19 protein-coding genes and 1 other annotated feature are annotated in these 24,144 nt (G+C 44.3%); of the genes, 8 read left to right on the forward strand and 11 right to left on the reverse strand.

The window, feature by feature from the left end; translation table 11 throughout:
- Positions 1-59 precede the first annotated feature (59 nt).
- The 3 genes from IGI88_RS05030 (at position 60) to IGI88_RS05040 (ending at position 2,010) form a co-directional block, all read left to right on the forward strand.
- Positions 60-485, forward strand: a complete 426-nt coding sequence (locus tag IGI88_RS05030; protein WP_005233401.1) for an HIT family protein — start codon at positions 60-62, stop codon at positions 483-485.
- On the forward strand, positions 486-860 hold the full coding sequence (locus IGI88_RS05035) for a YtxH domain-containing protein (protein ID WP_005227717.1): 375 nt from the start codon (positions 486-488) through the stop codon (positions 858-860). It begins immediately after the preceding gene.
- A 115-nt stretch (positions 861-975) separates the two neighbouring features.
- Positions 976-2,010 carry a peptidylprolyl isomerase gene (locus tag IGI88_RS05040; protein ID WP_061053367.1) on the forward strand — a complete coding sequence of 345 codons (1,035 nt, stop codon included), beginning with the start codon at positions 976-978 and terminating at the stop codon, positions 2,008-2,010.
- Between the two features lie 169 nt (positions 2,011-2,179).
- Here IGI88_RS05040 and IGI88_RS05045 read toward each other — a convergent pair whose 3' ends face one another.
- The 5 genes from IGI88_RS05045 to IGI88_RS05065 all read right to left on the reverse strand — a co-directional run bounded on the left by IGI88_RS05045 (position 2,180) and on the right by IGI88_RS05065 (position 9,771).
- Positions 2,180-3,124: a 3'-5' exoribonuclease YhaM family protein gene (locus tag IGI88_RS05045; protein ID WP_034872173.1), complete on the reverse strand. Its 945-nt coding sequence runs from the start codon at positions 3,122-3,124 to the stop codon at positions 2,180-2,182.
- Between the two features lie 16 nt (positions 3,125-3,140).
- On the reverse strand, positions 3,141-5,816 hold the full coding sequence (locus IGI88_RS05050; RefSeq protein WP_176257010.1) for an AAA family ATPase: 2,676 nt from the start codon (positions 5,814-5,816) through the stop codon (positions 3,141-3,143).
- Positions 5,813-7,003, reverse strand: coding sequence for a metallophosphoesterase family protein (locus tag IGI88_RS05055; RefSeq protein WP_034878261.1), 1,191 nt, complete (start codon positions 7,001-7,003; stop codon positions 5,813-5,815). The genes IGI88_RS05050 and IGI88_RS05055 overlap by 4 nt, the downstream gene beginning before the upstream one ends.
- Positions 7,004-7,196: 193 nt before the next feature.
- Positions 7,197-7,538: a YlbF family regulator gene (locus tag IGI88_RS05060; RefSeq protein WP_005227708.1), complete on the reverse strand. Its 342-nt coding sequence runs from the start codon at positions 7,536-7,538 to the stop codon at positions 7,197-7,199.
- Positions 7,539-7,608: 70 nt separating this feature from the next.
- Complete coding sequence (locus IGI88_RS05065; RefSeq protein ID WP_008382020.1) at positions 7,609-9,771, reverse strand: PBP1A family penicillin-binding protein; 2,163 nt, start codon at positions 9,769-9,771, stop codon at positions 7,609-7,611.
- A gap of 191 nt (positions 9,772-9,962) precedes the next feature.
- On the opposite strand from IGI88_RS05065, the gene IGI88_RS05070 reads away from it, so the two are divergent.
- A complete protein-coding gene (locus tag IGI88_RS05070) occupies positions 9,963-10,817 on the forward strand; it encodes an RluA family pseudouridine synthase (protein ID WP_016620005.1) in 855 nt (284 codons plus the stop codon).
- 96 nt (positions 10,818-10,913) lie between these two features.
- Here IGI88_RS05070 and IGI88_RS05075 read toward each other — a convergent pair whose 3' ends face one another.
- From IGI88_RS05075 to IGI88_RS05085, 3 genes are all read right to left on the reverse strand, one after another.
- Positions 10,914-11,990 carry a M23 family metallopeptidase gene (locus IGI88_RS05075; RefSeq protein ID WP_016620004.1) on the reverse strand — a complete coding sequence of 359 codons (1,077 nt, stop codon included), beginning with the start codon at positions 11,988-11,990 and terminating at the stop codon, positions 10,914-10,916.
- Between the two features lie 141 nt (positions 11,991-12,131).
- A complete protein-coding gene (locus tag IGI88_RS05080) occupies positions 12,132-12,851 on the reverse strand; it encodes a pseudouridine synthase (RefSeq protein WP_101699435.1) in 720 nt (239 codons plus the stop codon).
- Between the two features lie 69 nt (positions 12,852-12,920).
- The gene (locus IGI88_RS05085; protein ID WP_008382016.1) at positions 12,921-14,567 is read right to left on the reverse strand and encodes a putative polysaccharide biosynthesis protein; all 1,647 of its coding nucleotides are present in this window, start codon (positions 14,565-14,567) and stop codon (positions 12,921-12,923) included.
- 199 nt (positions 14,568-14,766) lie between these two features.
- Here IGI88_RS05085 and murE point away from each other — a divergent pair, with 199 nt between their 5' ends.
- Positions 14,767-16,287, forward strand: coding sequence for a UDP-N-acetylmuramyl-tripeptide synthetase (gene murE / locus IGI88_RS05090; RefSeq protein WP_101699436.1), 1,521 nt, complete (start codon positions 14,767-14,769; stop codon positions 16,285-16,287).
- A 200-nt stretch (positions 16,288-16,487) separates the two neighbouring features.
- Positions 16,488-17,783 carry an ISL3 family transposase gene (locus IGI88_RS05095; RefSeq protein ID WP_086298954.1) on the forward strand — a complete coding sequence of 432 codons (1,296 nt, stop codon included), beginning with the start codon at positions 16,488-16,490 and terminating at the stop codon, positions 17,781-17,783.
- A gap of 98 nt (positions 17,784-17,881) precedes the next feature.
- Here IGI88_RS05095 and IGI88_RS05100 read toward each other — a convergent pair whose 3' ends face one another.
- On the reverse strand, positions 17,882-18,181 hold the full coding sequence (locus IGI88_RS05100; RefSeq protein WP_008382014.1) for a DUF5960 family protein: 300 nt from the start codon (positions 18,179-18,181) through the stop codon (positions 17,882-17,884).
- A gap of 220 nt (positions 18,182-18,401) precedes the next feature.
- Here IGI88_RS05100 and IGI88_RS05105 point away from each other — a divergent pair, with 220 nt between their 5' ends.
- A complete protein-coding gene (locus IGI88_RS05105) occupies positions 18,402-18,632 on the forward strand; it encodes a hypothetical protein (protein WP_005233376.1) in 231 nt (76 codons plus the stop codon).
- A 106-nt stretch (positions 18,633-18,738) separates the two neighbouring features.
- Here the strand turns inward: IGI88_RS05105 and leuS are convergent, their stop codons facing one another.
- Together leuS and IGI88_RS05115 are read right to left on the reverse strand one after the other, a co-directional pair.
- Positions 18,739-21,153, reverse strand: coding sequence for a leucine--tRNA ligase (gene leuS, locus IGI88_RS05110; RefSeq protein WP_016620000.1), 2,415 nt, complete (start codon positions 21,151-21,153; stop codon positions 18,739-18,741).
- Between the two features lie 86 nt (positions 21,154-21,239).
- Positions 21,240-21,459 (reverse strand) — a binding site (T-box leader).
- A 42-nt stretch (positions 21,460-21,501) separates the two neighbouring features.
- Positions 21,502-23,202 carry a muramidase family protein gene (locus IGI88_RS05115; RefSeq protein WP_005233372.1) on the reverse strand — a complete coding sequence of 567 codons (1,701 nt, stop codon included), beginning with the start codon at positions 23,200-23,202 and terminating at the stop codon, positions 21,502-21,504.
- 291 nt (positions 23,203-23,493) lie between these two features.
- On the opposite strand from IGI88_RS05115, the gene IGI88_RS05120 reads away from it, so the two are divergent.
- Positions 23,494-24,144, forward strand: coding sequence for a phosphatase PAP2 family protein (locus IGI88_RS05120; protein ID WP_008382009.1), 651 nt, complete (start codon positions 23,494-23,496; stop codon positions 24,142-24,144).

The raw sequence follows: 24,144 nt of genomic DNA on the forward strand, positions 1-24,144 counted from the left end.
AGACGAAAAAAAGCAAAATATGGTAAAGTAGAGGTAATAGATCAAGGAGGTTTTTTACAATGGAAAATTGTATTTTTTGTAAAATCAATAATCGTGAGATTCCTAGCTACAAAGTCTACGAGGATGAGCAAGTCTATGCCTTTTTAGATATTTCCCAAGTCACCCCTGGTCATACATTGGTCATTCCCAAAACGCATGTGACGGATATTTTCGAGTACGATGAAACGTTGGCAGCAGCGGTTTTTGCCCGTATCCCTAAGATTGCTCGGGCGATCGAAAAAGCATTCCCTGAGATCGAAGGCTTAAATATCATCAACAACAATAAAGAATTGGCGTACCAATCCGTCTTCCATTCCCATGTCCATTTGATTCCTCGCTACAGCAAAGACGATGATTTCAAGATCCATTTTGGCAATCATGCAGAGAATTACACGGGGGAAGAGCTGGCGGCAATCGCCGAAAAAATTGGAAAGCAGGTGAACTAAATGATCGGTAATTTTCTTAAAGGACTTTTGTTCGGTTCCATCGCCGGCGGCTTAGGCGGTTTGCTTTTTGCACCAAAAAGCGGCAATGAAACCCGTGAAGAATTGATTCGCTATTTAGATGACACGACAGAAGCGACCTTAGAATTCAATGACAGTGTCAAACAGCTCAAAGATGCTGTGATGGTAACCCGCAAAACGATCGACGAAACGATCCCAGTTGTGACCGAATCTTTCACGAAAGATTTGGAAGCCTTCAAATTCCAAGCACAACCGCGCCTTGCTCGGATAAAAACCCAAATGGAACAATTGAATCAGCACATCACGACGATTCAAGCCCAAAGCGCCGAGGATGACAAACAAATCGAAAATTTGTAGTTTTTATGAATTTTGTTTGAAACATCCGCTGTTTTCTTTCCAACCATTTCTAGAAGTGGTATAGTAGGTGCAGTGATTATTATGAATCTTTTTAGAATTAGGAGTGCTTAAACGAATGAAGAAAAAATTAATTTTAGTAGCAGTCAGTGCAATGAGTCTTTTTGCATTAGCGGCTTGTGGTAACTCAAGTGAGGAAATCGCAACAATGAAGGGCGGTAAAATCACTGTTCAAGATTTTTATGACCAAGCAAAAACAAGTTCAGAAAATCAACAAGCGTTGCGTCAAATGATCGTCTTAAAAGTGTTTGATGAAAAATACGGTGATGACGTAACAGAAGAAATGATCGACGAACAATTCAATAATGTGGCTGAACAATATGGCGGCAGTGATTCCTTTGAATCAACATTGACTGCCTCTGGTTATACGGTGAAATCTTACCGTGCAGAATTGAAACAACAACTTGCGTTACGTGAAGGCTTAAAAGCCAACATGGATATCACTGATGAAGACATGAAAACTGCTTGGGATTCTTTCCACCCTGAAGTAGAAGCACAAATCATCAAAGTAGCAAGTGAAGATGATGCCAAAGACGTCTTAGAAGAAGCGAAAAAAGATGATGCAGACTTTGGCGAAATCGCTAAAGAAAAATCAACGGATGCGGCAACAAAAGAAGATGGCGGAACGATCAAATTCGATTCTACTTCATCAGCTGTACCAAGTGAAGTAAAAACAGCCGCTTTTGATTTAAAAGATGGTGAAATCTCTGAAGTGATCTCTGCAACCAACACGTCAACTTACACGACGGAATACTATATCGTGAAAATGGTGAAAAACCAAGACAAAGGCAATGATATGGATAAATACAAAGATGAATTGACTGAAATTGCTCAAAACACTTTGTTGAATGATTCAACCTTTATGGCAGCAACGATCGGTCAAGAATTGCAAGCAGCTAATGTGAAAATGAAAGACTCTGACTTAGCAGACTTGCTTTCTGATTACATCACAGCGGCCGAAACAGAAGATTCAACTGCTGACTCTTCTGCTACCGATGCAACGGACAGCTCAGCGGCAGATTCTTCTGCTACTGATGCAACCGATGATTCTACTGCAACGAGTGAGAGTGCTACAGATTCTTCTGCTGAATAAACGAAAAAAGAAGTGCCGTCGTAGCGGCGCTTCTTTTTTTATGCTAATTAGGTTAATATTGCCGATTCAGCTACTTTTTCCAACATCTGAAAAACCACGCTAAGCAAGCCTAGCGTGGTTTTTGTTCTTTCCGTCATTCACTTTGGTTGATCGTGCTACAAGGTCACCGCTACACTTCTTTCGGTACATAAAAACTCCGATTGTCCATGCCAAAAATTCGGTCTGTGTATTGACCAGGTTCCGTTAAACGAATCGACGTCAGCATCATTTGCATGGAAGCATCCAAATTATCGATTTGATGGAGGATCTCCGCTTCCATTATGCGGGGGCGAACAGGTGACCCATATTCTAATAAGCCATGGTGGGCTAAAACCATATGCCGCAAAACAACGATATCTTCTTCTTTGTCATCAAATTTCAAAGCCATACAGGCTTGCGTGATTTCTTCATCCACTAAGACCAAATGCCCTACTAGATTCCCCGCCAAGGTATACTCTGTCGTCATCGGACCTGTCAACTCGATCACTTTTCCTAAATCATGCAAAATGATACCCGCATACAGTAGTGAAGCATTCAATTCAGGGTACTCTTTGACGATTGCTTTTCCTAACCGCAGCATAGTGGTCGTATGATACGCCAATCCACTGGCGAAGGCATGGTGATTGCGCTTCGCAGCTGGAAAGTCAAAGAATTCCTTTTTATACTTGTTCAGTAAGAAACGGACGATTCGATTCCAGTGAGGATTCGTGATCTCAAACAAGGTTTGACTGATTTCTTCTTCCATCTCTTCTTTTCGCAAGGGTGCTTTTTCCATGTATTGGCTTGGTTCATGGGGCTCTTCCGGTTTCGCTAAACGCAAATGCATGATTTTGACTTGCGGATTGCCTTGGTAGACCTCCCGTTTTCCATCTAGCAGTACTACTTTCCCGGGTTCAAAACGGGCGATTTCTTCATCTGATGCATCCCAGAACTTTCCGTCGATCGTGCCGGATGTATCTTGAAAGGTGAAGGCAATAAATTTTTTGCCGTTTTTCGCGATCCGCACATCGGCATTCTTGATCAGCAAGAAAAGTTGAAACGTTTCATCAACAGTTAATTCACGAATTTTTTTCATGGGCTTATTTGGCCGATCAGCCAAATCTTTCACTTCCTTTACTCAGATCCTGGATAGGCTGCTGGTACTTCTGATAATAGCTTACCATTTCTTGGTCAGAAGACAAACAAATTACTTGATAACTTTGCCCAAACTCTTTTAACAGTGCGGCAAACCGTTCCTTACGAACACTATCATAATGCAGCCAACCATCATCAATAATGATTGGACACAATGGGTGATTTTTTTGCAGTGCTAGATAACCGAAGCGTAACGCCATGATTAACTGATCCTTCGTGCCTGTGGACAGGTCGATGATCGAAAACGTCTCGCTGGCATTTGCCGCTACCAACAAGCCATTTTCCAAAAGAATCTTTTGATAACGTCCGTTTGATAGCTGTTCAAAATAGGTTGAAGCAGCCGACAATAGCTGCGGCAATTGCTGTTCTGACAACTCGGTCGTGACATCCGTTAAAATCGAAGCCGCCAACTGACGACTCCCCCATGCCACAGCAAGTTCTTCAATGACCGCCTTTAGCTCACTTTCTTCTTGATAAAGCTGATTCAAGGTGCCATTTTTTTGACTAGCTGCTGCTTCTAATTCCAAACGCTGTTTTTGCTCCGTCAACTGCTGTATTTGTGCCTGAAGCTGTGTTTGCTGCTGCTTGATCTGGTCTTTTTGCTGCAGCAATTCTGCTTGCGTCACTGGTTTAGGATAAATCGGTGTTAACATCACCGCCAATTCTTCTGCTCGCTGCTGCGTGCGTTGCGCCGCTTCCCATTGCTTCAACCAGAGGCTGATTTCTGCAGGGTGATCTAAGCCTTGTTGCTGTAAGAGATCACTGGCCTGGGAAAGCAGCTGGTCGCGTTCATTGCGGGTGCGGGTCAACTGTTGGGCCAGCAGCGTGCTAGGTTGTTGCAGTCGTGAAAGCTTGATTGTTTGCATCTCTTCATTAAACCTCTGCAAGATCGCTGCTTTTTCTAACAAGGTTTTGTTTTGCAACGGCAGCCACTCAGCATAAGGTCGGAACTGCTCGTCAAAGGGTGCCAGTTCTTCTGCGACGGCTTGCCGTTCTTGATAGGCTTGTTTGCGCTGCTGTGAGTAGGCTTGATAGCTAGCAACATCTTCATCATAGGCTAATAAATACGACTGCCAGCTTTCCACCGGCAAATTACCAAAAAAGGGTGTCAGGGCTTGGTGGGCACGATCGATCTGCTGCTGCTTTTGCTGCTGTTCATTTCCCAGCTGCGCCAACTCTTCTCCCAGCAGATCCAGCTGCATGAGAACCGTCTGCCATTCCTGTTTGATGCCTTGCTGTTTGTTTGGCGCTGCTTTCATCAACGGCAAAACACTGCCAATGATCGCTGCGATCCCTACACCTAGAGCAAGCCAGCGCCACGGACTCGGCAAAAAGATACCGATCACTACTAGCAGCCCACCGACGATCCCTAGCGGCCATAGCGGGCGAGAAACCGGCTTGCGGCCAATCAATTGAGGATGCTGCTGTTCTAAGCGAGCTGCGGTGGCTTGCAAAGGCTGCGCTTTTTCTTCTAAACGCATCATGCGCTTTTCGAGCTCTTCTAACTGCACACGTTCTTGTAGTAAACGTGTGGTTTGTTCATGGATCGAAGCCGTTACTAGCGGCGGCGATTCTCTGCTCCATTGGCGCTTTTCGACCAAGCGATTCAGCTCCGTGATGGCGACGGCTTCTTGATGATTGGCCGCTGCTTCACGATCTGCCAAACGCGCCATCGTCACTTGCTGCTGCAGCAAGTGATTGATTTGGTGCTCGTGATCAAGGTAAAAGAAATACTTATCTGATTCTTTTCCTTGCTCCAACTGATCTAATTCAGCTTCTTTTTTGCGAATTTCTTCCGTCAGCTGCTGATACTGCTGATAAAACTGTTTGATGGCTTGGACTTGCTGAGGATCGGCTAACGTATCTGCTGGTGCCATTTGCTGCCACTCTTCATAAAGCCCCCAATGACTCAGCTGCTGCTGATTTTCCTGATAGGCTTCATTCAATGCTTGAAACTGGTGTCGCAAGTCTTGGATCTGTTCTTGCAACTGGGCGATCTGCTGATACTGCTGTTGGATGCGGCTTTCTTCGCTTTCTTTTTCCGCAATCGTTTTTTGCAGTTTTTCTAATTGTTTTAACGCCTGATTCAAAGGCAGCTTTTGCCCCCGTGGCTTGTATTGCTGCTGATTGATGGTTTCATATTGTGCCACTTGCTGCAGCATTTTTTGACTGCCGCTGATTCCCAGAGAAATCAACGCTTGGTGCAGCTCATTTTCTTCTAGCTTATCGATCTGGGTCAATTGCTCTTGCTGAAAGGTAAAGACATCGAAGAACAATGCTCGATTGAGGGGCTGCAGGTGTTGTGCCAGCCATTGCTCATCGACCGTCTGACCAGCGACATGGACTTTGGCACGACCGCGGTCTACATGCCGATAGCGTTCCACGATCACTTCGCCGAAGGGTTCCAGCGCCAACCATAACTTGCCACCGTAAGCTGCACCGTTTTTGGGGGTATAGTCTTTTTTCTTGGCTGTCTTTTTCGGAAAGCCAAATAAGATGGCGGCAATAAATTGATACAACGTCGATTTTCCGATCTCGTTGTGCCCAAAGAGCAGCTGATTTTGCGGATGAAAGGCAAAGCTTTGTTCATGGTATTTCCCAAAACCGGTAATCTCTGCTTTTAAAATTCTCATGACTGCTCCTCCCATTGAAAGTCGTCTTTCAACAATTGCTTGGCTTGCTGCAAGACTTCTTCTTGAAATGATTCATGGGTGATCCCCCGCTGGATCAGCGGATGCTGCAATAGATCGGACAGTCGGTCCGCAAAGATCTCTGGTGACTCATACATCGCTAAAAACTGCAGCATATAGTCTTGTGGTACCGCCAATGCGATCTTGTCTTCATTGGCTTGCTCGACTTCAAGGGCATAGATTACTTGCAGCGGCTCTGTTTGTGCCAACCGTTCATTGAGGTAGGTCAGCCATTCATTTTTTTCCGCAGCTGGAAACCAATCTGGCGGCAGCTGCTGCACATCGGTCAACACCAGATGCAGCAAGCGCGAACGAGGACTTTTTAAGCGCTCGATGATCGCTGGCAATACGGCATTCGAGGCGGTCACATCCGCTAAGGAGACCACTTGCTTTTGCCAAGCGATTTCCGCGATCTCCAAGCGCTCGATTGTTGGTCCTTGTGGCGATAATTCTGCCAAAATCACCCCAGTCGCCTGCTCTTTCTTGGTCTTTCCTTGAGGCGTACCGGGATAGAGGATCGGTGGTTGCTCTGAGAGCGTCTTAGGTACATGGATGTGCCCCAAGCCCCAATAATCATAGCCTTTTTGCTTCATTTCACTGATTGAAAAGGGGGCATACCGTTCACCGGCTTGATCCCCGTGGTAAAGCCCAATATGGTAATCCACCGCTGCTCTTGCGGGAAATTCTGTTACTTTATTTTCAGCGATCCAAAGATGTTGGTAGCTAAATCCACTGATTGCATAGGTTTCACCGTTTTTCGTTGTTCCTTGTACCGTTTGAACTTCTTCCGATGAAAAGAGAATGACGTTTTCTGGAAAAGCAAACCAATACCGTTGCGGATCATAATAATCATGGTTGCCGAAAATCATATAGACTGGGATCTCTGCTTCTCCCAGTCGTTGCAGTTGGGCAAAAAAGTCATGCTGCACTTTTAGACTCGGCCGTGCTTGATGGAATGTATCCCCAGCCAGCAAAACAAAATCGACCGCTTTTTCTAAAGCAACATCCACCAAATTACGGATGATTTTTTGATTGATAGCAGGGAGTTGGGTCTTCACTTTTTCAGATAACAGATGGACCCCTTCAAATGACCGGTCGATATGCAGGTCTGCACTATGTAAAAATCGCATTTCTTTCTCCCTCCTTAATGCTTCTATCATAACATTTATCAGTCATTCCGTCAGCAAAATACGAAAATTTGTTCGCCTTTTTCATAAAAAAAACCAAAGAAGCGCTTTTGAAACTTCTTTGGAAACGACTCTTGCAGTTGCAGCCGATTTCTCTGAAGTTTCACTTGCTTCTTTGGTCTTTGTTTGTTGGCGATTACGCTTCGTATAGATCTCTTACAGGACCCATGATGATGCGGTTCAAGTCATTGGCCACTAAACTGAAGGCTTGCTCTTTTTGCATCAAGTCAGAAACGATGCCGTCTTGTTGAATTTTTTGCGATAATTCTTGGGCTTTTTGCGCTTCTTCTTCCGTCATTTCTTCGCCAGCCATCATTTTTTGTTGCAGGCTTTGTTGCAACTCTTGAAACTCTTTGAATAACGCGTACGCTTCTTCATTTGCTTTCAAACGGTCGAAAGAACCTTTCAGATCTTGAAATTGTTCTGACTCCCGTAATTCACGTTCTAATTGGTTTGCTGTATCATAAATATTTGCCATTTTGACGCCTCCTCTTTTTTTCTAGTATACCATTCTTCTCAGGTTCTAGACTAGCAGTTGCCTAATTCCTTTAATTTCCACTAATGGAATTCCACAAGCCGCCAAACAATTCTTTCGTTCCTTCTTTGATCTTGCTGCCGAATTCCTTCATACCTTCTTTGGCGCTTTCGGCAAAGTCATCGATGGTTTGTTGCCAATCATTGCTATTTTGTGACGTACTGCTATCAGGATCTGGTACCTCATCGGCTGCCATTAATTTTCCGCCTGTCCAATAAGCGTCTGCAACTTGGAATTGGGTGCCTTGACTATAAGGCAGTAAGCTTTCGGCCTCTGCTTTAAATATTTTCCCAACAACTTGTCCGCTAGTTCCCGTTAAGTAATGATCTTCACTCACATGTTCAAATCCTAGCCAGGTTGACAGAACCATATCAGGAGTATAGCCGACGATCCATTGGTCATTGACCTTAGAAGCATCAAAGTTGGTCTCTGTCGTACCCGTCTTACCGGCGATCGTAAAGCCGTACGGACTAGCACTAACCCCCGTCCCGTTAGAGAAGGTTCCTAGCATCATGCTCGTCATTTTATCAGCGGTCTCTTTAGAAATCACGCGTTTGCCTTGCACAGACGTATTGTCAACGATCACGGCACCAGTTGAATCAACTATTTTGGTGATCAAATGCGGTTTGTAGTAATACCCGCCATTAGCGAAAACGCCATACGCTGCTGCCATCGTCATTGGAGATTCCCCTTTTTCCAAACCACCTAATGCTAAGCCATAATATTTGTCGGATTCGGTCAAGGAAAGACCGAATTCTTGTGCTTTGCTATACCCGCGATCTAAGCCGATCTCATGCAGCAGCCAAACTGCTGGCAGATTCAAACTTTGGGCGAGGGCTTGGTACATGACTGCTTCGCCAGCATAGGTCCCGTCAAAGTTTTGAGCATCATAAAAATCAAGGGGCTCGTCTTTCAGGACACTGTCCGGTTCAAACCCAGCTTCTAGGGCAGGGGCGAAGACGCTGATCGGTTTGATCGTGGAACCTGGTGAACGTTTCATTTGCGTGGCAAAATTAAATCCTCTAAAGACGTGCTCACCACGACGACCCACCACCGCTTGCACCCCACCGGTATTCGGATCAAGTGCAACAGAGCCAGATTGCACCATCGTGCCATCAGCGGCATTTTCAGGGAACAAGGCATCGTTTTTATAGGCAGCTTCCATTTGTGCTTGGTAGTTTTGATCCAGGGCTGTATAGATCTTGTAGCCGCGATTCATGACATCATCGGCGTCCAACCCATAGGATTCGGCTTCGTCGATGACCGCATCGAAATAATAAGGATACTTATAGCCAGATTCTGAATTGCCAAATCCATCATAAAGTAAATTGGCTAAGGCAACTTGTGATTCTTGGTCAGCAACGGACTGGTCCAACTTGCCGTTATCCACCATCAAACTCAAGACGGTGTCGCGACGGTTCGTGGCGTTTTCCAGATTGTCGATCGGGTTATAGATCGAAGGACCTTTGAGCATCCCCACCAACGTCGCAGCTTCTCCCACGCTTAGTTCAGAAGCATTGACACCGAAATATTTTAGCGAGGCATCTTGAATGCCCCAAACCCCGTTACCGAAATAGGAACTGTTCAAATACATTTCTAAAATCTCATCTTTAGAATATTTCTTCTCGATCTCGATCGCTAAGAAAAGCTCCTTGGCTTTTCGACTAAAGGTTTGATCCAAGGACAGATAGGCATTTTTAGCAAGCTGCTGGGTGATGGTACTTCCCCCACCGCCTTCGGCACTGCGGTTGACCAGCATACGTAGGGCTGCCCGAGCGATCCCTTTGATATCAAACCCGTGGTGATTATAGAAGTTGCGGTCTTCAGTTGAGATCAAGGCGTTGACCACATCACTGGAGATGGCATCAAGAGAAACGTACGTGCCTTTTTGCGAGTACAACTGCCCTGCTTCATCACCATTGGCATCAAAAATCACCGTCGATTCTTTCAGACCTGACTCTAATTCACTGACTTTCGTATTTTTGGCGATATAAAATAAATACCCGCTCATGATTAAGATAGCAACTAAACTAAGTAAAATAAAAATTTTATTTACGTGGTATTTTTTCCAAACCCGCTTGCGCCATTGATGAAATTGCTGCAAATACGGTTTTAACCAGCGCCAAAAGGTCAGCCAACCGGTCTTTATTTTGTGAAGGATGTGTTTCCAATCCATTACTTCACGCTCCTTTGGTTAAGTGTAGCATAAATGACTTTCTTTGTTATACGGCTCTAGACGTAATTTCATTCGAAAAGAATGCTTTATTATTCTAGCATTGAATACTCTGTTTTTTATTGTTTTTTTTATAAGAAAAGCTTAAAGATGCTATAATAGTCGGTAGCGAATAGCAAAGAAAGGACGTTATTATGGAATACACCATGACTTTACCCGAAAATCACCCGCCCATGCCGCTTCGCGATTTGTTGGAACAGGAGTGGCTCGTTCCACGAAAAGTGCGCCATTTTCTGCGCACACGGAAAAATGTGGCCGTCAATCAGCAGCCCGCGATGTTTCATCAAGAAGTTCGTGGCGGCGATCAAATCACTTTGATCATTGAAGACAGTGATTACAGCTACCAGCCGATCCAGTTAGGCCAAGCGGACAAAGTCGACGTACTTTTTGAAGATGAACACTTATTGGTGCTGAACAAGCCTGCCGGGGTCAAGACGCACCCAAATCAGCCATTAGAAGCCGATACTCTGTTGAATGATGCAGCTGCTTACCTTGCGCCGAAACAGCAGCAGCCTTATGTGGTCCATCGTTTAGACAAAGAAACCAGCGGTGTGGTTTTATTTGCAAAAAATCCTTTGGTGTTGCCGATCTTGGGCCGAATGCTGGAAAACAAACAGATTTTCCGTCGCTATCAAGCCACTGTTTTGGGGAAACTTACGCAAGATCAAACGATCGCCAAAAAAATCGGTCGTGACCGTCACGATCGTCGCAAGCGGATCATTGACTCCCGCAACGGTCAGTCAGCCGTCACCCATGTAACCATCGCCCACGCCCAACAAAAGACAACCAATGTGTATTGTGTGTTAGAAACTGGTAGGACCCACCAAATTCGCGTCCACCTTGCCAGCATCGGTCATCCAGTCGTTGGCGACCCGCTTTACCAAAACAAACCAGCGCCACGTTTGCTGCTGCATGGCTACGAATTGCATCTAGAGCATCCTTTTACCAAAGAACAGTTAGTGATCATCGCTCAACCGGGCTTGTGGTAAGCAACCAAAAAGCATGACGACTTGAGGAATCCCTCTTGTCAGTCATGCTTTTTGGTTTCAGATGATTTTCTCCATGCTTCTACTTGGTATTTTGGTTTATAGCGGTAAGTAAGCTGCTGGATCAACGAAATCTGACCACAACGTCTTACTCAGTCCAAAGTGCAGATGGACGCCTGTCGAATTTCCAGTCGTCCCCATCGTACCGACTTGGTCGCCGACTGCAACGGTCGCCCCCTTTGAGACACTGACAGCTGTTAAATGAAAATAATACGAGTAAAAGCCATTATCGTGAGCCAAAATCACGTAATTTCCAGTGCTTGGGCCATAGCCAGCATCTTCTACCTGTCCATCACGAGCGGCGACGATCTTCTCCCCCGCTTGACCTGTGAAGTCGATCCCGTCATGCTGCGTCCCTGAAAAACCAGTCGGGTCTGCTCGAGTACCAAAACCGCTGGAGATCGACACGGAGCCAGTGATTGGCAGTGAAAATTCACTGGCTGCCGCTTTCTCCGCTGCTTCTTTGGCTTTTTGTTTCGCTTCTTCAGCTGCTTTTGCTTCTTGCTCCACTTTTTCTTGTAGGTCTTGCACTTGGGCTTGCGTCTGCTGCAGCTGCTCTTGTTGGGACTGCAATTCTTTTTTGGCTGTTGCTAATTGTTCTTCGCTATGTACTAATTGGGCTTGCGTCAAGGTTTGGTACGAAGTGATTCGTTGTTGTTCGGCTTCTTTTTCCGCCAATTGTTGGTTCACTTCCCGTAAAGCCGCTTGTTGTTCACTAAACTTGCGTAGTTGCTGGATCGTGGCTTGCGGTCCATCGACTACCAGACTGCTTTGCGCTTGGCTTCCTTGGTGCTGGGCTTTTTGATCATTCAGTGCAGTGATCTGCGTTTGAACTTCCTTGCTTTCTTCTGCCAATTGGCTTAATTCTTCCTGATAATCCGCTAATTGACTTTCCAACGCTGTGACTTTCTGTTGGCTGGTGGTGACTTCGTCTTCATAAGAGGCTAGTTCTGTGGTCAAAACCGTCAGTTCCTCGCTGCTCTTGGTTTCAGCAGCATAACTGATAGCTGGCTGGAAAAGAGGCAACGTAAGGGCGAGCAATAAAAAAATCTTTTTCTTCAATGAGGTAACTCCTTCTTTTTTTAGTAGCTTGGCTACTTTAACATGCTTATTCATGAAAAAAAAGAGGGTTTTTCCAACAGTTTAAAGTCTATTGTTGCAAACTTTCATGTAAATCACCTATAAAACGGGCTTTTTTTACAAATATTGCAGCCGAATAACAACTTTCATAAGAATTTCTTTAGCTCGCCGATCGTCTTATCCTCGCTCTTGCAGCTTCGCCAATTCCTCAGGAGTCAATTCCCGATACTCGCCTAATGCCAAATCATCTGGCAGGGACAGGCCTCCCATGCGAATCCGTTTCAAATAAACGACTTCTTTTCCTACTGCATGGACCATCCGTTTGACTTGATGAAACTTGCCTTCATGGAGGATCAGTTTGATTTCGCTGCGCGTTTCGTCTTCATCGACGTTGAGGATCTGCAGTTCAGCCGGCAAGGTCCACTCGCCGTCTAATTTGATGCCTTTGGCAAAGTTTTTTTGATCCTCCGCTGTCATGATTCCCTCGACTTGGGCATAATATTCTTTTTCCACATGCTTCTTAGGCGACAATAATTGATGCGCCAATCCGCCATCGTTCGTAATCAGCAAAAAGCCTTCGGTGTCTTTATCCAACCGTCCTACTGGAAACAAATCTTCGCGAAACGCTTCTTCAGAAAACAAATCTAAGACCGTCTCTTCATAGGAATCGACGGTTGCCGAAATCACTCCAGCGGGTTTATTCAGCAAATAATAAAACTGGCTTTGATAGACGATGGGTTCCCCCTCAAAACAAACGGTATCTTGTGTTTCTAGTACTTGCGCTTTGTCACTCTTGATGACTTGTCCATTGACGGTCACGAGACCTTTTTTGATCAACTGTTTCACTTCTTTGCGGGAGCCATAGCCCATATCCGCTAAAAACTTGTCTAAACGCATCGGTTTCTTCCTTTCATATAAAACAGCCGCCAAGGTCTCGCAAAGGAGGCTCAGCGGCTGCTTCTAGTTTTATTTGATGTGTAATTTCTGGCGTAAACGAACCATTGATGAGCCGAGTAGTTTTTCAGCTAAACGCAATTTCAGCGCAATGTAGATGTACACACTGCCACCGACTCCTGCTACTAGCAAGCTCAAGATAAAGGCTTGGACTTTTCTTTCCGAGCTAAAGATGAGACCAAAGAGTTGGCGGGCGATCAACGCTGCGATCACCATAATGATCGTCATCGCGCCAATCAATAACGTCCGTCGCAACGTTAAGTTTACATTGAAATGGCCTTTGCGAATCATCTTGCGAATGTTCAGCCAGCAGACGATCCCTAAAGCAATCGTCGTGGAAACTAATGGGCCATAAACTTGGAACAACCGAATCGCTGGATACTGCAGGATCAACTTCACCAGCAATCCTACAAAGAAGAAAACAACGGCTTCTTTGTTGTGGTACATTCCTTGCAGCATACTAGAACTAAGCATAAACAAGCCCAAGACCAGACCAGACAGACAGGCAGCGACTAAAACGCTCGCTCCTAACGCATCTGGACGATAAAACAAGGTGTATAAGGGATAAGACAGCACGATCATCCCGAAGGTCGCTGGGAACATTACAAAGGAATACAATTGTAAGTTGTTGCTGATCAATTTAGCTAAGTTCTTTTTGTCTTTTTTGGCGACTGCTTCACTGATCAAAGGCAAGCCTGTTGAAGCCATGGAAGTAGCTAATCCGATAACCACCATCGTCAACTTATCAGGGTTGCTACCGAAAATCGCCATTAATTCTAAGAGCTGATCATTTGAAAATTCAGTAAAACTACTCATGATCCGCACAAAGGTGTATTGATCCACCAATTTTAAAATCGTGATCCCAGAACCAACGATAATAAAAGGGATCGCTTCTTTGATGGTCGCTAAAACCAATTCTTTGGTTTGCAACACGGTTTCTTCTTTGCTCATATCGACTAAGACGTCCATCCGCACCCGTTGCTTTTGGAAGTAATAGCCTAAAACCAAAATACTGGCTAAGACACCGATAAAGGCGGCAAAGGTCGATTGCGTCACAGCCGCCGTGTATTCGCCTTCGATAACCCGCATAATGATGAAGGTCGCCAAAAGCATATAGCAGACGCGGGCGATTTGTTCGACAACTTGCGAGATCGCAAAAGGTTTCATGTCTTGGTTTCCTTGGAAGTATCCTCGCATAACACTCATACAAGGAAAGACCAATAGTGCAATGCTCAATGAGCGCATTGCAGGAATCAATTCTTCCCCGCCACCTGAAGCCGTTGCCAACCATGGGGCTGCCAAATACATGATTCCGGCGGTCACCACGCCAAAGCCTGCCATCAATTGGAAGGCCCTTAAAAAGAGCTTCTGGCTGGTGCGGTATTCTTGGCGAGAATTATAAAAAGAAATCTGCTTGGCAATTGCCGATGGGATCCCAGCAGTTGAGATCATTAAAAATAAGGCGTAAACATTATAGCCCATCCCAAATAACGCATTTGCTTTATCGGCATTTGCCCCCATCCAATAATACCAAGGTAAAATGTAAATGGCGCCAAGCAAACGTGAACCGATATTGCCCATTGTCATCCAAGCAGATCCTTGAGCCATTTTTTCTTGTGTAGTTAATTCTTTTGACACTGAACGCATGTGATTATCCATCGCCATTATCTCCAACTTTCTACAAACATATCCCTTCCATTTTAATTCGAAAAAGAGTTGGTCGCAATCTATTTTTGCAACATCTTAAAGTTTCTTCAAAATAAGAAGAAAAAAAAGAAAACTTTTCCCTCCTAAACGGCGGTTTTTAGGAGTTATGCTATAATAAGAGAAATCTTTAGAGGAATGAAGGAGAACAACGATGCAAAAGGAACTCATTACCGTGCCACAGATCCGCAAACTCTTATTGCAGGAAAACCTATTAAAAGAAATCATCACCCCCACTGATTGGGTTTATACCGTGCCGCAAGAAATGACTGATATTGCCTTTACCTCCTTAAGTTACGACTCGCGAACGGCCGATGCGGCAACGCTTTTTTTCTGTAAAGGGGCTTCTTTTAAAGAAAGCTATCTAGCCGCCGCCATTGATCAAGGCATTCAGTGCTACATTTCAGAAACACCTTATGACAACTTCGCAACCTACGGGATCATTGTTACGGACATTCGAGAAACGATGGCAGTGATCGCTCAAGCGTTTTATGGCAACCCGCAAGAACAGCTGGTGACCATCGGCATCACTGGCACCAAAGGCAAAACCAGCTGCGCCTATTTTGCTCGGGCGATTTTAGCAGAATCGACGGGTCAAAAAGTAGCATTCTTTTCATCTGAGGAAAACTCAGTCGATGGAAAAACCTTTAATAAAGCAGTGTTGACGACTCCCGAAACACTGGATCTTTATAAAATGATGGCTGAGGCTGTTGCAAACGGCATGACCCATCTTGTAATGGAAGTTTCTTCTCAAGCGTATAAAACCAAACGGGTCGCCGGCATTACCTTTGATATTGGCGCGTTCTTGAATATTTCGCCTGATCACATTGGACCGGTGGAACATCCAACTTATGATGATTATCTTTACTGCAAACGGGAACTGATTCGCAACAGCAAACAAATGATTTTAAATCGTCAAAGCGATCACTACCACTTGCTGCGAGAAACTTGTGAAGTCCATCAAGTTCCTTATATCACCTACGGACGTTCAGATGCCGATTATGTCGTTCAAGAAGGAATGGACCTAAAGAGTTTCGCCCTGACAGCTGCTTCTGATGTCTTGCAAGTCTCTGGTGAATATCAACTGGGGATCTTAGGTTCTTTCAACCATGAGAACGCCGCAGCGGCGATTTTGGCTGCCTGCTTAGCGGGTGCCTCTCGTGAGGACGCTCAGAAAGTCCTGCCGACAGTGATCATCCCTGGACGAATGATCGTTTTAGAAAAAGAAAATGGCGCCGTCATGATCGTTGACTATGCCCACAATTACCTGAGCTTCCAATCATTAAGTGAACTTGCCCGTCAATTACGACCAGATGGCCGCCTGCTTTTTGTCACTGGCAGTGCTGGCGGAAAAGCCCAATCTCGCCGAGCAGATATGGGACGAGCGCTAGGAGAATATGCGGACAAAGTCTACCTGACCAGCGATGATCCTGATTTTGAAGAAGCAGCTGCGATCGCAAAAGAAATTGCAGATGCTATCACCAATCCTGAAGTTGCCATCATTCATGAGATGGATCGGGCTCAAGCCGTCAAATTGGCGATCGCTGAAGCAGACGGTCGTGATATCGTGATTATTGCGGGCAAAGGCGCCGAACAATACTTGAAAGTCGCTGGAAAAAAAGTCCCTTACATCGGTGACTTGACCTTAGCGCAGCAGCAAGCCAAGCACCAATAGCAACAAGTTGTCTCAACAAAAAAAGCTTTCAGATGATCCATTAAATCATCTGAAAGCTTTTTTCGGCTCTATAATTTATGGGACTGATGAATCAGAATTGATTCTTCAGTCCCATTTTCATTTTAGGTATTAAAAAACATATCGTTCTCTAGTATGATTAAATCACCACAAAATAAACAACTGAGAGGACGATATGCTATATGAATGATTCTATCAAAAAAATGCTGAGAATAATAGAGAAAGATTTGATGATTATAGAGGTCTCTTACGAGACCCTTCAGAAGAAAAAGACGTTGGTCGTCGATGCTGTTCTCTCGCCTGCTCCTCGTGCTTGTAGAAGTTGTGGTTCTACTGTGGTAGATGGAAACGGGAAAGCAATTATAGTGAAAAATGGGAAGAAGGAAACGATTGTCCGTTTTGAACAATACAATCATATGCCTTTGGTTATGCGCCTAAAAAAACAGCGCTATACCTGTAAAAACTGCCGAACCCATTGGACTGCTCAAAGTTATTTTGTCCAACCCAGACATTCAATCGCAAATCATGTTAGATATAAAATTGCTTCTTTACTGACTGAAAAAGTATCTTTATCTTTTATTGCGAAAAGCTGTCAGGTATCTTTGACCACCGTTATTCGTACATTGAAAGAGTTTAAAAGCTATTTACCAAAGCAATCTAAGAAGATTCTCCCCAGAGTATTGATGGTTGATGAATTTCGTTCGCATGCTTCCATAGAAGATAAAATGAGCTTTATTTGCGCAGATGGCGAAACAGGAAAATTAATAGATGTTTTGCCTACGCGTAAATTACCTCGATTAACAAGCTATTTCTTAGGTTGTACCAATCCAGAAGAAGTAGAATTCTTGGTTACAGACATGAACGCTGCCTACTTCCAGCTCACCAAACGTGTTCTGCCAAATGCGAAAATAGTGATTGATCGGTTTCATATTGTCAAACACATGAATCAAGCGTTCAATGAGTTGCGTATCCGTGAAATGAATGAACTTCGTAAAGTAGGACAGAAAAGCCAGGCAGAAAAACTGAAAAAGAACTGGCGCTTTTTGCTAAAAAATCGTGCAAACATCAACCATTATGAATACAAAACATGGAAAAGTTTCCGAGCACCAAAATACCCATTTCTTACTGAAGCAATGATGATTGATCGATTGCTTGAGTTTTCTACGCCCCTGAAGGAGGCGTATCCCTTTTTTCATGAATTAGTTGAAGCCTTTCGAGACAAAGACCCTGACTTATTTTTCTGCATATTGGCAGAACTTCCCGAAACGTTAGATGACGGCTTTCGGGAGAAGCTTCAAAACCTTCTGACCTATGAAGAAGGCATCACCAACGCAATGATCTATCCTTATTCCAATGGAAAAATAGAAGCGAAGAATACCCACATAAAGACAATGAAACGAGTATCCTACGGATTTAAATCATTCGAGAACATGAGAATTAGAATCTTTTTGATCAATCAATTAATCAATGTAAGATAACAAAAAATCTGAGCCAGAATGCGGTTCATTCTGACCCAGATTTGATTTTGCACAACTCATCAGTCCTTATTGACAAAGAGCCCTTTTTTCCTGTGTGATTAAGGTTGTTCATCTTCGTAAGTCTCATAGACATAGGGTGCGCCATCATAACGGAATTCTGTTGAAATGGCAGCGTCAAGGTCTTCGGTAAACATTCGCTTGCTGAAAGGAAACAAAAAGACTTGCCCTTCTTTGGCATCTTCGGCTGCTAAACGGTAAAACAGCTCTTCTTCTGTTAATTGTTGATTCAACTGTTCCAAGACATCGGCAGTGACTGCCTCTTCTTCATAGCCAGGTTTGGCAATCCGTGCATAATCTTCAAAAAAAGCCGTTTGGCCTTCAAATGATTGATACTCCATGTAAGTCCCCTCTTTCTTTTCTCTTTCTTTATTATACGAGAGTCTGTGAGGATCAGCGAATAATATGATCGCTAACAAGCGGAAATTTGGCTTTTTTAGCGCTTAAATATGTCAGAAACATTTCAAGTGTATTACGAATCAATTATTTGACAAAATCAGATTGAACACGTATCCAAATTTTGTATAATGATACATAGAGACTATAAAAGGGGCAAATGTAATGAACAACGCAAAGAAAAAATTATTCGTCGGTACTGGTGCTGCAATTGGTTTTGTCGCAATCGTTGCTATGATGGCTCAGTTCATGATTTCCAATCATCTATTTGGCGGAAGTGATGCTTCATCAGAAATTTTCACTCGCGCTACGTATCCAAACGGCTTTCTACTAGTGATCTTGATTCCATTGGTCGCAACAGCCGCTTTGTTCTATGGGATCATTCGCAAAAAATAACAAAAAAGTGTTGCTGAGAACCACTCAGTAACACTTTTTTTCTTTGTCGCTACCAAAAAGCTGCCTAACAGACCATTGTCCTGTTAGGCAGCTACTTTTTTAGCGTTTAGTTTGCAACGATATTAACCAATTTATTGGGTACGACGATCACTTTGCGGATCGTTTTTCCTTGGAGCTGTTCTTGGACAAGTTCGTTTTCTTGGGCCAATTGTTCAAGCACTGCTTTTTCTGCGTCTGCTGGAACCATTGCTTTGGCACGAACTTTGCCGTTGACTTGAAAGACGACTTCGATCTCATCTTCCACTAGGGCACTTTCGTCATAGGTTGGCCAAGGCACATAAGAGATCCCATGGTCATTCCCGAGGATCGACCAGAGCTCTTCACCGATATGCGGTGCGATTGGAGCCAATAGCTGCACAAATCCTTCGACATACTCGTAAGGTAAGGCATCAGCTTTATACGCTTCATTGACGAAGACCATCAATTGGGAAATCGCCGTATTGAAATGCAGCTGTTCATAATCTTCCGTCACTTTTTTAACCGTTTGGTTATACACCTTCGACAATTTTCCATCGTTGAATGTCGTGATGCGGTCGCGCATTTTGCCATTTTCATCGACGATCAAGCGCCACACGCGATCCAAGAATTTGCGACTGCCTTCAAGGCCATTCTCATTCCAGGCGATCGATGCATCCAATGGTCCCATAAACATTTCATATAGACGCAAAGTATCTGCACCGTATTGATTGATGACATCATCTGGATTGACGACGTTGCCGCGGGATTTCGACATTTTTTCATTGTTTTCCCCAAGGATCATCCCTTGGTTGAACAATTTTTCAAATGGTTCTTTCGTTGGTACGACACCGATATCATACAAGAATTTATGCCAGAAGCGAGCATAAAGCAAATGCAAGACAGCGTGTTCCGCCCCACCGATATAAATATCGACTGGCATCCAGCGTTTCAATTTATCATAGTCTGCCAAAACAGACTTATTATGAGGATCGATAAAGCGTAAGAAATACCATGAGCTTCCTGCCCATTGTGGCATCGTATTGGTTTCGCGACGTCCTTTTTTCCCAGTTTCTGGATCGGTGACATTGACCCAATCCGTGACATTAGCTAATGGCGATTCCCCGGTACCGCTTGGTTTGATATTGTCGGTTTTTGGCAAACGCAATGGCAGCTGATCTTCAGCAAGCGCTGTGGTCGTCCCATCTTCCCAATGGATGATTGGGATTGGTTCACCCCAATACCGTTGGCGAGAGAACAACCAATCGCGAAGACGATAGCTGACTTCTTTTTTCCCAACATGGTTTTCTTCCAACCATGCGACCATTTTTTCAATGGCGGTCTCTTTGTCTAGCCCATCCAAAAAGTCTGAATTGATATGCAGTCCATCTTCGGTATAGGCAGATTCTTCCACGTTGCCCCCTGCCAATACAGGAATGATCTCTAAACCGAATGTTTTGGCAAATTCGTGGTCACGTTCGTCATGGGCAGGAACCGCCATGATCGCACCTGTTCCATAAGAAGCCAAAACGTAATCGGCGATCCAAATCGGGATCTCTTTGCCATTCACGGGATTGATGGCATAGGCACCAGTGAAGACACCGGTTTTTTCTTTGGCCAAATCTGTTCGGTTCAAATCAGATTTTTTCGATGCTTCTTCTACATAGGCATCAATGGCTGCTTTTTGTTCTGGGGTAGTGATTTGAGCCACTAGCTCATGTTCTGGTGCCAATACAGCGTAGGTCGCACCAAACAAGGTATCTGGGCGAGTCGTAAAGACGGTAAAGTCTTTTTCCATCCCTGCCACTTTAAACGTTACGTTGGCTCCGACAGAACGTCCGATCCAATTGCGTTGCATTTCTTTGATGCTTTCTGGCCAATCAACTTCTTCTAAATCGTCCAACAAACGATCAGCATATGCCGTGATTTTTAGCATCCATTGGCGCATCGGTTTGCGGATCACATCATAGCCGCCCCGTTCGCTCTTGCCGTCAATGACTTCTTCATTGGCGATCACAGTTCCAAGCTCTGGTACCCAATTTACCGGAACTTCGGCTTCATAAGCTAACCCTTTTTCATAAAGCTTGGTAAAGATCCATTGGGTCCACTTGTAATATTCAGGATCTGTCGTATTGATTTCACGATTCCAGTCATAGCTGAACCCTAGCGCATTGATTTGACGGCGGAAGGTCTCAATATTTTTCTTCGTAAATTCCGCTGGATCATTTCCTGTATCTAGTGCATATTGTTCGGCAGGCAGACCAAAGGCATCCCAGCCCATTGGGTGCAGTACATTGTACCCTTGGCTGCGTTTGAAGCGGCTCAAGATATCCGTAGCCGTATAGCCTTCTGGATGTCCGACATGTAATCCTTGTCCGGATGGATATGGGAACATATCTAGCGCATAAAATTTTGGTTTGTCCGGCTCATCATGGGTGTTGAACTCATTTTTCTTTGCCCAATATTTTTGCCATTTTTTTTCGATTTCTTTGTGATTGTAATTCACGATGGACTCCTCCTAAAAATTGGTGCTTTGCTCGTCAAATCAACCAGCAAAACTTAAAAAAAGTCCTATAAAAATCGCTATGATTTTTATAGGACGTTATCAACGTGGTACCACCTAAGTTTATCTGCTCCTCAAAAAAGCAGACCTCGATGTTTTAACGGCCATCGCCGTATCTGCCTAGCCAAATCAGGTTCAGTCAGATATCACTCGAAGACGAGTTCGAAAGGTGTGCTGTGCATTTCCACCAACCATGCACTCTCTAAAAGTCCCACCGTACTTCTACTATTCCTTCTCAAACGTGAAAGTTTCTTTGCACTTATCCTAACAAAAATCATTAGGAATAGCAATCTATTTTACCCTAACTGTTTGTCCTGGGTAAATAAAGTTATTTTGAATATTGTTCCATTGAATAAATTGATCCGTCGTGATGCCAAACTTATCTGCGATCCCCCAAACGGAATCACCCGATGCGACCTTGTAAGTTCCATTTGTCGCTGAAGTGCTGGTAGTAGCTGTTGTGCCGCCTTGCTTGACGACCACCTTTTGTCCTGGATAGATAAAATCATTTTTGATGTTGTTCCAGTTGCGGAATTGGTCCATCGAAATCCCGTGTTTATTGGCAACTGACCAGACTGAATCACCCGCTGCCACCGTATAGGTGTTGCCTGCAGCACTGCTGCTGGTTTGGCTGCTGACGGTCGTGCTCGTTGTTGTACTTGTACTCGTTGCGGAACTACCACTGACGACAACTTTTTGTCCTGGGTAGACAAAATCATTTTTGATATTGTTCAAACTGCGAAATTGATCCATGGAGATCCCATGTTTGTTGGCGATCGACCAGACTGAATCACCCGCTGCCACTGTATAGGTACCGCCACTGCTTTGGCTAGCAGTTGATGCAGTGCTGACTGTCGTGGTACTGCTGGTATTCGTAGACGAACCACCGCTGACGACAACTTTTTGTCCTGGGTAGACAAAGTCATTTTTGATATTGTTCAAACTGCGGAATTGATCCATTGAAATCCCATGTTTATTGGCGATCGACCAGACTGAATCACCAGAAACTACGGTATAGGTGTTGCCTGATGTAGTTGCTGAAGTATTACGATTGACGATCGATACCGTAGAAGTTGCCGAAGTGCTTTGGGTGCTGCCGTTGACTTTCAACGTTTGCCCTGGATAAACAAAATCATTTTTGATGTTGTTCAAGCTGCGCAACTGGTCCATGGAGATGCCATGTTTGTTAGCGATCGACCATACAGAGTCGCCCGAAGCGACTGTATAGGTTTGACTGCCGCTCGTGCTGACAGCCGCCGTTGTAGTCGTAGTATTGGTTGATGCGCTAGCTGTGGCACCACCACCGGCATTGCCAGAAGCAGGTGTGTCGTATTGCGTCAAACCAAATTGTTGGATCACTGCATTCAGGGAAGAAGCATAATTGGGTGCAGTCGCATAGCGGCCTGCTAGCCATGCGGTTGCATCAAGATATGAAGTCGTATTGCTCTTCCAAGCGCCAGAATAATATGAAACGCCGCTTTGTAAAGAGGTTGAGCGTAAAGTACGTGCGTTATCTTCGAATGATTGCGTGTATGATGGGTAGCGCTTAAAGGGTTCATTCATAGTCAACCATTGATTGTTCAAGTACTCCAAAGTACTCATATAAACGGTTTGACCGTTGTAGCTGCCTTTGATCCCGAATAGATTATAATTCGGTGCTTTTGATAAACTGCTTCGGCCCCAACCACTTTCTAAAATGGCTTGTGCGATCATCACAGAAGCATATAAATCGTTGGCTTGTGCCACGGGCTGAGCGTAAGTAGCGATTTCGGCAATAAATGCGGAAGTATTCGGCGCGGCAAAATTGCTAGTAGAAACTTGGGCGATCGAGGTCTCTACGGCTTCTGCTTGAACCGATGACACCAATGGAGCTACAACAGAGCAAGCAGTCAGTGTCGTTCCTAAAACAACTGCACTTTTTTTGATCACTCGATACTTATCGCCCGATTGGTCTGCTTGACGATGTACTTTTCTTGATTGACTCGTGTTCATGTCCGTTATTCCTCCGTTTTTTCCTTATAGTGAACGTAGGTTTAGTATACAATTTCTTAAGAATTTATAAAAGGTATTTGAGCCGATTTCAGAAACTGTAAACTCTTTGTAATCAAACGAACATTTATTGAAATGAAGAGTTTGTATTTAACCCAACGAAAAATATTCCTTGGCAGTGGGATGCTCCCTGAATGGTTCCCTGCTTTTTCCGTCTTGCGATAAATGCTATAATACCTTCTAGATGTCTCTTTGCTTGAAGGGACAGAAATTCTCTAGAAACGAGGCTTTTCCATGCATAAAAAACTTTATTTTCAATTTGCCGGCAGCTGCTTTTTACTGCTGTTCGTTTTTCTCGGCTATCTCGTGAAATTTTATCCTACTTGGTTGGTCTCCTTTGACGAAACCTTGACTCGCATCATCCGCACCGGCTATCCGTTTTGGACACCGTTTTTTCTATGGGTCACAAAATTTGCGAATCCTACCACGATCATCTTGCTCTTTCTTGCTGTTTTAGCCGTTTTAGTGATCAATAAATATTATGCAGAAGCACTATGGCTCAGTATCGGCACCATCGGGATTGCCGGGCTCTTTAATCCATTGATCAAACTGGTCTTTTTACGGGAGCGACCAACCCTTGAACACTTAGTCACGGAATCAAGTTTTAGTTTCCCCAGCGGACACTCGACAGGCAGTATGGTTTTTTATGGGACATTGCTCTTCTTGGTCCCAGTTTTCTTCAAGCAGCCTTTTTGGCAATGGGGACTCCGTATTCTGCTAGGCCTATTGATCAGTTGTATCGGCATCAGCCGCATCTATGTTGGCGTGCATTTTCCCAGTGATGTGTTAGGCGGTTTTTGTGTCGGCCTGTCTTGGCTACTGTTGACCTACCCTTACTACTTGCAAAAACGTTTTGTCTGGCGCTTCACGCGTAAACAATTATAA

The sequence above is a fragment of the Enterococcus sp. AZ179 genome, from assembly GCF_050498885.1.
Classification (GTDB): domain Bacteria; phylum Bacillota; class Bacilli; order Lactobacillales; family Enterococcaceae; genus Enterococcus_D; species Enterococcus_D entomosocium.